12 protein-coding genes are annotated in these 12,190 nt (G+C 42.6%); 6 read left to right on the top strand and 6 right to left on the bottom strand.

Annotated features, from left to right (window positions below; translation table 11 throughout):
- Positions 1-258: 258 nt before the first annotated feature.
- The 5 genes from J2736_RS07155 to J2736_RS07135 are packed head-to-tail and all read left to right on the top strand — an operon-like array spanning position 259 to position 4,803.
- Positions 259-459, top strand: coding sequence for a hypothetical protein (locus J2736_RS07155; protein ID WP_310224787.1), 201 nt, complete (start codon positions 259-261; stop codon positions 457-459).
- Positions 443-1,921 (top strand): glycosyltransferase family 2 protein, encoded by a 1,479-nt coding sequence (locus J2736_RS07150; RefSeq protein WP_310224785.1) that lies wholly within the window; start codon positions 443-445, stop codon positions 1,919-1,921. Before J2736_RS07155 ends, J2736_RS07150 begins: the two co-directional genes overlap by 17 nt.
- Complete coding sequence (locus tag J2736_RS07145; protein ID WP_310225259.1) at positions 1,905-2,609, top strand: glycosyltransferase family 2 protein; 705 nt, start codon at positions 1,905-1,907, stop codon at positions 2,607-2,609. The genes J2736_RS07150 and J2736_RS07145 overlap by 17 nt, the downstream gene beginning before the upstream one ends.
- The gene (locus J2736_RS07140; RefSeq protein WP_310224783.1) at positions 2,606-3,748 is read left to right on the top strand and encodes a glycosyltransferase family 4 protein; all 1,143 of its coding nucleotides are present in this window, start codon (positions 2,606-2,608) and stop codon (positions 3,746-3,748) included. Before J2736_RS07145 ends, J2736_RS07140 begins: the two co-directional genes overlap by 4 nt.
- On the top strand, positions 3,745-4,803 hold the full coding sequence (locus J2736_RS07135; protein ID WP_310224781.1) for a polysaccharide pyruvyl transferase family protein: 1,059 nt from the start codon (positions 3,745-3,747) through the stop codon (positions 4,801-4,803). The genes J2736_RS07140 and J2736_RS07135 overlap by 4 nt, the downstream gene beginning before the upstream one ends.
- A 59-nt stretch (positions 4,804-4,862) precedes the next feature.
- Here the strand turns inward: J2736_RS07135 and J2736_RS07130 are convergent, their stop codons facing one another.
- From J2736_RS07130 to J2736_RS07110, 5 genes are all read right to left on the bottom strand, one after another.
- A complete protein-coding gene (locus J2736_RS07130; RefSeq protein ID WP_310225257.1) occupies positions 4,863-5,504 on the bottom strand; it encodes a DUF1361 domain-containing protein in 642 nt (213 codons plus the stop codon).
- 82 nt (positions 5,505-5,586) lie between these two features.
- The gene (locus tag J2736_RS07125) at positions 5,587-6,942 is read right to left on the bottom strand and encodes a DUF4179 domain-containing protein (RefSeq protein WP_310224779.1); all 1,356 of its coding nucleotides are present in this window, start codon (positions 6,940-6,942) and stop codon (positions 5,587-5,589) included.
- On the bottom strand, positions 6,935-7,498 hold the full coding sequence (locus tag J2736_RS07120; protein ID WP_310224777.1) for a sigma-70 family RNA polymerase sigma factor: 564 nt from the start codon (positions 7,496-7,498) through the stop codon (positions 6,935-6,937). The genes J2736_RS07125 and J2736_RS07120 overlap by 8 nt, the downstream gene beginning before the upstream one ends.
- A gap of 147 nt (positions 7,499-7,645) precedes the next feature.
- The gene (locus J2736_RS07115; RefSeq protein WP_310224776.1) at positions 7,646-8,422 is read right to left on the bottom strand and encodes a metallophosphoesterase; all 777 of its coding nucleotides are present in this window, start codon (positions 8,420-8,422) and stop codon (positions 7,646-7,648) included.
- A gap of 30 nt (positions 8,423-8,452) precedes the next feature.
- The gene (locus tag J2736_RS07110; RefSeq protein WP_310224774.1) at positions 8,453-9,010 is read right to left on the bottom strand and encodes a TetR/AcrR family transcriptional regulator; all 558 of its coding nucleotides are present in this window, start codon (positions 9,008-9,010) and stop codon (positions 8,453-8,455) included.
- Positions 9,011-9,176: 166 nt separating this feature from the next.
- On the opposite strand from J2736_RS07110, the gene J2736_RS07105 reads away from it, so the two are divergent.
- The gene (locus tag J2736_RS07105) at positions 9,177-9,938 is read left to right on the top strand and encodes a hypothetical protein (protein WP_310224772.1); all 762 of its coding nucleotides are present in this window, start codon (positions 9,177-9,179) and stop codon (positions 9,936-9,938) included.
- A gap of 68 nt (positions 9,939-10,006) precedes the next feature.
- Here J2736_RS07105 and J2736_RS07100 read toward each other — a convergent pair whose 3' ends face one another.
- Entirely contained in the window at positions 10,007-12,112 is a 2,106-nt protein-coding gene (locus J2736_RS07100) for a golvesin C-terminal-like domain-containing protein (protein ID WP_310224771.1), read from the bottom strand.
- Between the last annotated feature and the right edge of the window lie 78 nt (positions 12,113-12,190).

Here is a 12,190-nt window from a genome sequence, read left to right as displayed (position 1 = left end):
CATGATTTGCCATGGTATACCACCTCCCTAATACATAACTTGATGATAATATGAACTACTCATATTTTCAAGGTAGGTTTATTGGGTAGCCCTCCCCCTTCTGCATGACATTCTCCCTAGATCATGATGCTTCTTCATAAAAACTCCACATATGGATATAGTTACTTACCGCTACCCCCTGCTAGTTTCGTGAATATATTATGTTTTATGTGGACTCTATAAAGTTTGCAAAATTCTAATAGTTTTGGAGGAGATTTTGTGAGATTTGTTATGAAACTACGCATGTTTATCGACAACAATGTAGAGCTGGTTCTTTCAAACGGAGATATCGTTAAAGGCATTCTGGCAGAAGTGAACTGTTCTTACGTGATCGTTCGGACAGCAGGCGTAATCGGATACGATGGTGAAGAAGAAGTACTTATCCGCACCCGTCTGATTGATTATGTTCGGGTTATTTAATAAGTACCGAAAGAAATCGGAGACGACCGTTGGCCTAATTATAGTTTCATACCGGAGTCACGATACGCTTACCCAATTCGTAACCAACTGTTGCAAAGCTTCTTTGAGCGTTCCTATGTATCTAGGGGATGTAGAGAACAATCGCTTGACCTTGTATGGTGAGTCTAACTTTTGTGAGCCAACTGAAAAGTTCGTTTTGATTACAGATGACCTTAGCGATCCATTTGAACTGAAGTGGATGCTTGAAACGCTTCAAAATGGGCAGTCTGATGTTATTTTAACGCAAGGAAAGATCAGGTTGGACCCATTCTTAAGTGTCTCACCTTTGCCCCTATGGGACAGGTTAATCAATGAGTTCTCCGATAGACCTGAGCTGGGCAGTGCCTCACTTGCCAATCTTCCCATTGCCCTGCCCTTTTCTGAGTGGAGCGCTCACAACGGACTTCAAATTCTAAGAAATCCTATTCAATCACACCTTATATTAACCAAGTCTCAATGGCGTATAGGTGTAAACGAGCGATTATCATCCCCGCTGTCTTCTCTCGAGCAGCATGGTGTAAAGACTTCTTTTGCGATAAAAGAACGGCTTGAAGCTTACCTCTCTCTCTTACCTCCTCCTAGAGGAGGTTGGAATGACGGAGCTCGAAGAAGGGATATGGTCGAGAAGCTTAACCAAGGTAGCCTATTATTGCCTCCTCCGTGCCCCGGCACGGACTTCTCTTTTAAAGGGAGTACCGATGATGCGAAGTCGTTATCTGTCATTATCCCTGCACAGAACGAGGAAGCTACGATTGGGCAAGTCATCCTGGAAGCTCAGATGCTTGGTCCAAAGGAAATTATCGTGGTCATCAATGGATCAAGCGACCAGACCGAGATGATTGCCCGGGCGCATGGAGCAGTTACCCTCAGCTTTCAGGAGTCGCTTGGTACGGATGTAGGCCGAGCAATTGGAGCCTATGCTGCGCAAAGTGAAATTTTACTATTCTTAGACGGTGATTTTATCATCCCGTGGCAAGATCTTTCACCTTTCGTAGATGCTGCTGCAACCTGCTGTGATTTGGCAGTCAACCAGTTGAATCAACATTTAGGTATGCGCATGCCTCCTGGGACGGTAACAGCTCTGAAATATGCGCTGAACGTTGCGCTTGGTAGAGAAGATCTCGAGAATGCTTCGCTTGTCAACGTACCGTTTGCCATGAACCGGCGAGCGCTGGAAGTCATGCATTGGACAAATCTGCAGTGTCCACCCAAAGCATATGCGCTGGGACTTCTGGGAGGGTTGCACAGCTTGCCGGTACACCATGTCGAGGTAGACAGACTGAACCGTTACCGACACGGTAAACATGATTTGGCGGGAGAACGATATTCTCAAGCGGCGATACAAATTATTGGCGACCATATCGAAGCCATGCATACTATTTTGGACAGAAAAGGAGGAATGGATCATCATGATGAAGCGTGAACCCGGCATGGTCAGTGTCGTTATTACCAACTTTAACCGAGAATTATATCTGATTGAATGTCTCGACAGCCTCCTACATCAAACCTATCTGAATATAGAAATCATATTTGTAGATGATGCTTCCACAGATCGATCGATCGAAGTCGTACATTCGTGGATGACGGAAAATGAGGTCAATCTCGATCGTTTTATCCTTGTTCGCTTACCGAGAAATGTTGGCTATGCCGGTGCATTGTCCACGGGTTTATTCTTAGCCCGAGGAGAGTACATCGCCGTTCAGGACTCCGATGACTTCTCTCATGGAGCCCGTTTCGAGAAGCAGGTGAATTTCCTTCAAAACCATCCTGAACTTGCCTTGGTTGGATGTAACTATGCTTCCTTTAAGAGCGAACTTAATCGACAATATATCCCGGCTAACTGGCTGAAGTACGGTGAGGAAATACGTAAAGTTTACCAGAATGGCGGCCACTGCGTGTGCAATGGGACGATCATGTTCAGGGGAGCGATTTTCGACCAGATTGGAGGACTTACAAGGCGGATCGATGGCGCTGAAGATTATGAATTTATTGTTAAGTTTCTCAATATCGGAGCTCGAATCGAGAATATTCGCGAAGTGCTGTATTACTATCGTTTACACAGTAATCAAAGGTCTCTAGCGTACTTCGGAAAAGGGGGAGACTCCTCATGACCACTTTTCCATTGTCTGTGCTGATGGTACTTGATCAATTAGCCCCAGCTGGCACGGAGACACATGTACTAAGCTTGACAAAGTCATTAATTCAAAGAGGTCATAGAGTCGCGCTGGTATCGTCCGATGGTGAACTTCGTTCCTCGTTTGAACAAGTTGGATGTACGGTATATCTCTTGGATTCTCCTGAAGGCGGGTCCACCAACAACTTGGGATGGATTGAGAAGCTGCAAAATATCATGAAGATGGGCAATTTCGATTGCGTTCATGCGCATCAAACTCCCTCTGGTCTTTTGGCTGCAGAAGCTGCGAACAGTGAAGGTATTCCCTTAATTTTCACAACCCATGGGACGTATTACCCCAAAGACAGTCTTGGATCTCTCCTCTCCCAATCGAAAGCCGTAATCAGTGTAAGCAAACCTGTCCAACAATACGTGGATCATATCGGTTATCCGTCGTATGTAATTCCAAACGGTATTGACCTTGGGGAATTTTATCCGTCATCTCAACATACCAAGGTGCGCTCGGAACTCGGTATTTCCGAATCATCCATTCTCATCGTTTATGCCAGTCGTTTAGCTTGGGGCAAAGCGACGGCCTGTGACATCCTGCTGCGTGCGATGAAGGATCTCCATCGGTATGGCTGGCTGCAGTTCGAGCTTGTCGTCGTAGGTGACGGTCCGAAGCGGGATGCGATTCAGCGACTAGCTGATTTCATTCATAAGGAATGCGGCAGGACGTTCATTCATTTAGCCGGGCAGCAAACCCACATGCATGATTATTATAACGCTGCCGATATCGTGGTCGGAACTGGACGGGTTGCACTCGAAGCACTGGCTACAGAGAAACCGGTGCTGGCCATCGGCAACAATGGTTTCTTTGGATGGGTGGAACCTGACAATTACGAGGATGCTTGGTCGCTCTATTTCGGTGATCACGGATCGAATGCTCCACATTCACGATATCTGTTTGCCGATCAAATTGTAAGAGGTTATCAGAGATTGGAAGTCTTAAAGGCACAAGGACAAGCAAACAGACGGTGGGTCGAACACTTGTTTCATAGTGAGCGTAACACGGATCAACTGATCCACATCTATCAATCAGTTTCACGGCTATCGCGAGAAAGGGGACAATTATGAAACGCATTTTATATTTGGGTTGGATTGGCTTTAATAATATTGGTGATGAACTCATGTGGCAATTGTTTCGAGAATTAAGTTGGAAATATCTATCCTCCAAAACGTATGATGTTATCCCCTCGATTCCAGGTGTGGATATTCGAAATCACGGCCCCTACGATACCATTGTTTTGGGTGGTGGATCGCTATTAATTCCTGGCTATATCGACGTTGTTCACCAGGCTATTCAAAAAAATAAACAAGTGATCATCTGGGGAAGTGGACATGATCGTCCAGAGTACACGCCTTTAGATGAATCAGGTCAAACCTCCCTCCATCTGGCCTATACCGGAGAGCATAAACCGACAAGCGCAAAGCTCGCTGAAGTTGTCCGCCAGTCTGCCTTCTGCGGAGTACGCGGTCCACTCTCGCAGCAGTTTCTCCAGCATTCTGGTGTAGCCATGGAGAAAACCATGATCAGCGGCGATCCTGCATTTCTGCTGCCAAGTCCTGTTCGTAAGAAACGTGAAGGTTCGAAACGTGTCATTGGTGTCAACTGGGGAACAGCGTATAATCGCATTTTTGGTGGTAGTGAGGAAAAAGTGGAAAAGCATTTAGTCGAGGCACTTCGGCGTTTGATTTGGCAAGGCTACGATATTACGATTTTTCCAGTATGGGGTCCTGACCGAGAAGCATGTGAGCGTCTTTACCGTAAGCTTGGTGATACGGAGCATGTGAAGCTGGATCAGCGATTGCATCATTACGAGGATTTGATCGATATCATGCAAGCCTATGACTTAACGATCAATTTCAAACTCCACAGCAATTATCTTTCCGCAGCTGCTGGAGTCCCCTTCATTTGCCTAGGTTACCGCTTTAAATCACTGGATTTCGGTTACTCCATTAATCTTCCAGAGTATATACTACCTACACATCACGACCAGTTAATGGATGCCATTCTAGATAGAGTTGCGAAGATCGAAGTAAATCAGGGTTACATTACGGAGCAATATGAGGTGAATAGGAACTCTTTTCAGACGTTGCTGGAGCTGCCTTTCAAGGAAAAACTTTTCTAAAACAAACGGATATGTACAAACATTCAAGCCGCGGATGACGCGGCTATTACTTCTCCTACTTAGTTCTGACTTAATTTACTCACATGGTTTATTAATACATAAATCGATACATACACGGTACCAATAAATAAGCCGAATAACAAACAAAAGAAAATCGAATGACTAGTTAAACTTACTTTTATAATGTCAGTTACTTTGCTCCAATCCGTTATAGCCTCCCAACTATTTAAGCGATACTCTCTACCTAACAAAATGCCATACCCACCTGCAACTGATGTTCCAATGACAAAACACCACGCTATCATTTTGTTGTATACATTCATTAGGATGTATTGAAGTTGATACATGGATATGGCTCCAAGTAACAAACTAGTCCAAGAAAATAGACTGATTACTAAAAAATCAACCCAATAAGCAAAACGAATATCCGTGGTTTTTACATATAAATCACTCTTTAAATTTAAATGAATGAGATCCGTTATAACGTACGGGGAATTCGGAAAGAAAAGTAACCAAAGCATACCAATGAATACCAGAAAAATTGTCTTCACTTTACTTCGCTTGTATATCAGATAAATCAAAGTAGACAGAACAAAAGGAATCCAAGCCAAAAATAAATTCCAGATCAAAAAATCATAATAGGTTTTATTCCTACAAATGATATAAACAACTACGTTCAATATAGACAGGCTAACTAGCATAATAAACAGGCTTTTATGGTTCAAATCCTTCATTGAAAATCCCCTTTAGGTTTAATGAAATCCCCGATATGCGGGGATCCGTTTACTTCAACTTGATTTCAAAAGGTTGCTCGATCCAAGATGGATAATTCGTGATTTCAAATGTGAATGGATTTGTATAAGGTTTATCCAAGATTAATTGAGAGCTAATCATACTCTCCATCCCGCCTTCGTTCGTTGAGGTTGAGGTCGTACGATAGCTGCCCCATTGAAACTCTGTCCCCTTCGCATCATGTACTTCTCCATTGAGTATGGTAAACCCGTAATGATCTCGATCCAGATCACTTTGGACACCTAATACGAGGCTATAATGATCATCATTAACTTTATCTATCGTTACAATTCGAACCTTGTCGTCTGGCGCTTGCACGATTCTTTGCTCATCCAAATCGAGCTGCATTTCCAGTTTCGATTTATCTAGCGCCATGATGCGGCTGCCTTTTAAAACAAGATGCTTCGGCTTGGAAAAAAAGGCACTCTCAAACTGTAGTGTTTGTCCCCCGTCTTGTTTCCCAAACCAGCCTTGATTACGTAGTTCCTCCCCTGTATCCGTTACAATTCGTAAGTCATTTATTCCAAATAGCTTCATCGAATTACTTGCGTCAAATGCAACTTCTACTTGAATGCTTGTGGGATTAATCGTGGCTTCCTTAAACAGTACACGTTGACCATCGACAGTAACAGTTTGCCCAAGCGGAATCGTTTCTTTCAACCCTTTAAAACGTGCTTTATCAATGGGAATGACTGCGTTCCATGTTTGATTTTCGAAAGGCATCAGCATAAAACTAACCCCAACACGATCTGGCATCTTTTGACCAGCGGATAGCGTTATATCCATCCTATCTAGAAATTCCTGTCTAGGCTTCCCATGTGCACCTGTCGCTGCATAACCAAAACCGATTCCAACTGGAAGATCTTCTCCTGTATCTGCATCATATACCCGGAGATGATCGTAAGGTATCGTGTCTACTGCAGATGGCATATTCATTGTGAAGAATACATTTAACCGCGTATCGTCGGCGATTATCCCTTGAACTGTAAACGTGACGCCGTCATGGCTGTCGCTAGCATCCACCGGCTGTACGAATTCGCTCCTGACAGCTCCTTGGAGCCCTTTGTCGCCAGCCACCAAAGTGACTATACCCGATAGGCCGGGTAATCCCGCAACCAATGAAGCAAATGCAGGAGATACGCGTACCATGCCAAGTAAAAACATTCCCGCGATAAGCATGCTTGCTGCAGTAGCATAACGTCGACCAGCACGTTGACGGTTTCGTCTTTTAGACACGACCATGCCTTGTCGAATCACTTCATCCAGTTGCGATGGTATCGCAATTGTCTGTAGTTTCGCCCCTTCTTCCTGTAAAAGCTCTTCCAATCCATTCTCAGGTTTAAGCAAAGCAAGTTACCTCCTCGCCAAGTGTTTTCCGCAGCTTGACAAGCGCTTTATGCAGTCTTGTTTTGACCGTACCTTCCGGACATTCGAGCAATGCTGCGACCTCGCTCAATGTAAACTGTTGATAGTATTTTAAAATAATGATTTCTTTCTGCTCAGGCGGCAACTGATCCACTGCTTGACGAAGGCTGACCCTCGTGTCGCTCGTATCTTCAAAACCTGTGCCTTTCGATTCTTTTCCTGTATAAGCCATCTTTCGTTTCCTTCGATATTCATCCGCACAGGCATTTAGTAAAATGCGTACAAGCCAAGTATCGAAATACTCGGGCTGCTTCAGCTTTTTCAGGTTTTGGAAAGCTCGGCATACCGTCTCTTGAACGGCATCTAATGCATCCGTTTCATTATGCAAGTAACCGATCGCAATCCGAAACAGCCGCTCCTTTCGCGTTTCCAGTAACGCAAGGAAGGCCTCTTCTTTTCCTGCTTTTGCTGCTGCTACCCATTCTTTCGTATCCAGCCAAAACCCCTCCTTGCCGTTTTCATACTTATTAGACTGCAAAAAGCTGGAAACAGTTTTGGTAGGCATTTACTTTTTTAGTTAAATGCCAAAAAAGCAGCGCAAGAGTCGCGCTGCATCAGATCGTCAATGCATCATCTAGTTGGTGGAATACTTTGAGGATTTGGCTGCTATCTTGATTTTTTCATTTCATAACTCATGAATGGTTATTTCGCTTCTGACCAAAAATCTAGCATTGATTCCTGTTTGGCCGATACCCTTGGATATGTAGTAAGCCCCATTCGATTGTTTATGCAATCCCTTATAAATACCCATTCTAGGTAACTTACCTGCGTCTTTTATTTTAAAGAAATAAGGAATATTGAATTGTTTGCCGTGAAGATGACCAGCCATTAAATAGTCATATGCTTTATCTATGTGCAGCACTACGTTAGGATCGTGAGTAATAATGATTTTCGGTTTACTGGGATCAACGGTCTGAAACGCAGCACCAATGTCACTCTTACGTGAATCGAAATCATCAATACCTATTAAATCAAACTTCTCCAAGTGCAGCGACTCATTTCTTAACAAATGAAGCCCATATTTGCTTAAAAGTTGGATAAGTTCCGTTACATTTTTCTGCTGATAATCATGGTTACCCAGCACGCAGTAGATAGGTACATGACAAATGGACAGCGCTCTTAAGTACGCTTCTAGTTTAGGAAGGCTTTTGCGGTGCTTGGTAAAATCGCCAGTTATACAAATATAATCGGGTTTTTCTTTATCGATAATGGCAGCTATTCTAGCTGGACTAATACGTAACCGCTCAACATGCAAATCGCTAATTTGGAGGATTCTCAACTTAAGCTGAAGCGCGTATGCGATCCGCTCGATTTTTAGCCATTGTGTAGGTAAGATAAAGCCTATGTAGAACAAAAGGATGAATAGCAATAAGTAAAGGCAATACAATACATTCCCTTCCAAGTACTCCCTCCTTCCCATAAAGAATGTTATTTAGTATGTCATGAATAGATTTCGCTCTAATAACATCCCGACGTGCTCTGCCACAACTTTAGGCGATTCTGTCATTTCATTCCTCATATACGATTCGATGATTCCGGCAATAGCAGTCCCCAAGAATGTGAGAATAATCCCTTTGTTTAACCCTTTATTAATTCCTTGGGTAATATCTACTTCATGTTGTAACTGTTCAATAAGAAACGCCAGAAGACGACTACGAAATGTCGTGACGCCATTGCTTGCGAGCATCGTTGAAAAAAATGTCTGATTCCGATCAAAATGTTCAAAGATCATCACATTTGTTGATACGAAATCTAAGTCTGAAGTTGATTCGCAGATTGTCCTCAATTCGTTGATATGTTCTTCAATCAGTTTATCTAGTAGATCGAACTTATCTAAATAGTGGTGATAAATCGTTCTTCGACCGACATTTGCTCGATTGGAAATATCTTGGATCGTAATTTCATTAAAATGTTTCTGAGACATCAGTTCTATAAAAGCACTTTTGATTGATTCTCGAGATTTGACTATTCTTCTATCGATCACGGGCATGTTATCATCACCAGTCTTCTATCATCGTATTGCACATTAAGTTACCAAATGTGCCATTAGGCACAGAAATCGCTTTTTTGATAATTGTAGATGGCAAAATTTCACTTTATATTATACACATATGTGCAATATCGCATCAACATGCAAGATCAAAAGGAGATTAGTTATGAACATTTCCATACATCTAAATAACGAACGCACGCCTGGAAGGTTAGAGGTTCCTATTAACATTCATCCAAGTCATCCTCCTCAAACATTAGATAAGCACAAACGAGATGATAACAAGGACACACTCACGATAAGTCCACAAGCGCATAACTTGTATATGAATCATGGTTTGAAGACACCACAACTTGAACGATTAATGGAACAAAAAGAAAATATGTTAGATCGACGCAATGACTATATTTCCAGCGCTTTAGAAAGAGGTGCTAGTCCGGAAGATATGAAAATAGAGCTTGAACAAATGGATAAGCAAATGGAAGATTTAAATAAACAAATCCAACAATTGCAACATGAGAAACTTAACAAAGCGACAGGTTTAAGTGATGTGAACGATAAAGAAAACGATGGTGTGATTGATAAAAAAGATACTCGTAGCGATACAGATTCATCTACGACGAATCAACTTTCATCGGAAACGATGAACGCATTACTATCTACACATACCGAAATGAACCAAGCCGAACGTGTGAAAAAAGCGCAATTAACACTTGAAACTGAAGCATTAAGTTGGTCAAGTGACCCTGTACGCTCCGCTCGGCTAAAAAGTAAAGCTGCTGAGTTAGATGGCAAAATCATGGATACCTCTCAAAAGGTAATGATTACTTTGAATCAAGCTAATGAAAAAAGTAGCGAGGACATTCAAACTCCATTACCTACTGATGAAAACGGTGAAAATGAAAATCCATTCACTAATCCTCTATAAATCACATGAAAAAACCATTCCTTATTATCTGGGAATGGCTTTTTTATGAGAATACAGTTACTTCATTCTTATTGCTTGAGAAACCTAACCGCATCAGCAATTGTATATCCCGGCGCAGAAGCTATAATCTTAACTGTATTGTTCGTAGAGGATGCGGTTAATGTATACGTACCTAGATCAACCCATGTATTCCCATTCAAAGTTTGATTTACGGTTTTCGTTGTATCCAATAAGCCGCCGTAGGTAATTTCCAATGGAGCGGATGTCGGGCGGTTCGCTGCAGCGGGCCAGCGCATAAATACTTTATAATTTCCTGCTTCCGTAATCGTCGGTTTCCATACGGCGGATTTATCCGCGTTTGCAGCAGCAGCTCCATCATGAAAATAACTTGAGTTATAGTAACCAGAGTCAAATGTGCTGGATGTCCATGCACCCGTTGTTGTGAAAGCAGGCGCCGAATCATTATTGTCCACGATGACTTCAACTTGAACGCCTTTTACTAGGACATTATCAAACGTAGCTACTTGATTATAAGTACGCAAGCCGATTTTGCCTGCCGTATGTGAGGTGTCATTGACGGTTAACTCGTTCACCCCATTCACCGATCCAACAAGCGTACTGCCTCTCATCGAAAGCTTAAGATTGTATACGCTATTAGGATTAACTGTATAGGATTTGTAGGCAAGCGTTGTAAATGTCCCATTCACCTTTTTGAGCAATTGAACTTGATTCGTACTAAGCCTCAATAAGTAGTAGTTGTTATTGTCTACATATCTGCCAATGATGCCTGTCGCTGCTCCGGCTGTTGCCGATTTCGGGCTAATATCCGCCTGAATGTCGTAGTTCGTCCAGTATCCGTCGCCAGCCGTTGTCACTGCCTCAGCAGCAATGTTCGTGGATTGTTCGTAAGCATACGTTGCATCTGTGACGACCGACCAACTGCCATTAAGTGCTGTCCAACCCAGCGCATTGCCATCTTCAAAATTATCCGATAGTAATGTCTGCATGACTGGTTCTGTCGGTACAACAGGAGTCCATGTACCTGCAGCTGCATCAATCTCCCAATTTTTATAACCGTTAACTGTTGGAACTCCCGAACTGTTAAAGGTAAGCGGATACCAGCCATTCCTGCCAATTCCTGTACTGCCGTTAAAATTACTATTACTCCAGCGATCGCCTAGATAGACATACATCAAACCTTCTGTTCCTTGGATAGGTAGAATTTGGTCAATTTGCGTATCAAATGAATTGCTTGAACTTGGTGAAGTCAGTAAATCCCATTTGTACGTCCAAGCTCCTGACAGACTGCTTGTTGTGTAATAGTAGGAAGGTGTTGATTTGAAACCGTTCGTCATCGAGGCAAACAGATAATACTGGGAGCCACGCTTAATTAATGTTGTTGCCTCCTTATTCCCTTCCGTCCATCCAAAAAATTTCGTGCTTTCCGCAATGTCTAGATAATTGCTTGTCAATTTACTAAGTTGGAAGCCGCCATTCCAATTCGAACCAACATCCACCGTAAACGTAATGTACGTACTGCCATCATCGTCAGTGAATATAGAACCTAAATCGCCCATGCTATATCCACTTGGTCTCGCAATGTATCGTTGAAAGGTAAATGGACCTTCCGCTGAAGAACTCGTGAAAAACGCTAATTTATTCCGTCCAAATACAGGAATATTATTATCGAAACTATTCCACTCCGTAATCATGACATACTGAGAGTTCGCACTATTATAGGCAACCACAGGTCTACCAATCCATTGACCGGTATCATATCGTTTTGTTTTCCCAGGTGCATAAGTCCCTTCCTGCTCATCCAGTTTGGGATTGATAGTACTGAAATCAACGATCCCCTTACCGCTGGGAACAGTGCTTGCTTGTTTCGTCCAATTCACCATGTCCGTTGATTTGAGCAAGTTTACATTTTTAACCCCAGATTCGGAATAGTCCATGCCATACCATAGAAATGTATCGTCTTCCTTGATCATCCAACCGCCTTGCGCCCAAATCGGATTACCTGCCGTATCGTTCCACACGCTTTGGTCTGTATTCGTCATGACTGACGCTGCCTTTGCCGACTGCGCAAAACCTAAGATTAACACAATGAATAGTAAAGCTAGCGAAGCCGTAAGAACTTTCTTTGCACTTTGAATTTCATGCTTAATTATCATCTCTATCACCCTTTCGATTACTTCCAATTAATAAAGCGCTTACACAAAAATCTTAGTAAAATATAGATAAAATGAACA

This window comes from Paenibacillus qinlingensis, from assembly GCF_031455095.1.
Classification (GTDB): domain Bacteria; phylum Bacillota; class Bacilli; order Paenibacillales; family NBRC-103111; genus Paenibacillus_E; species Paenibacillus_E qinlingensis_A.
This window is presented reverse-complemented; position numbering and strand designations above follow the sequence as displayed.

Coding starts and splice junctions, on each gene's coding strand:
- J2736_RS07100 (WP_310224771.1), bottom strand. CDS start 12,112: ATGATAATTAAGCATGAAATTCAAAGTGCAAAGAAAGTTCTTACGGCT.
- J2736_RS07105 (WP_310224772.1), top strand. CDS start 9,177: ATGAACATTTCCATACATCTAAATAACGAACGCACGCCTGGAAGGTTA.
- J2736_RS07130 (WP_310225257.1), bottom strand. CDS start 5,504: ATGCTAGTTAGCCTGTCTATATTGAACGTAGTTGTTTATATCATTTGT.
- J2736_RS07150 (WP_310224785.1), top strand. CDS start 443: ATGTTCGGGTTATTTAATAAGTACCGAAAGAAATCGGAGACGACCGTT.
- J2736_RS07110 (WP_310224774.1), bottom strand. CDS start 9,010: ATGCCCGTGATCGATAGAAGAATAGTCAAATCTCGAGAATCAATCAAA.
- J2736_RS07135 (WP_310224781.1), top strand. CDS start 3,745: ATGAAACGCATTTTATATTTGGGTTGGATTGGCTTTAATAATATTGGT.
- J2736_RS07140 (WP_310224783.1), top strand. CDS start 2,606: ATGACCACTTTTCCATTGTCTGTGCTGATGGTACTTGATCAATTAGCC.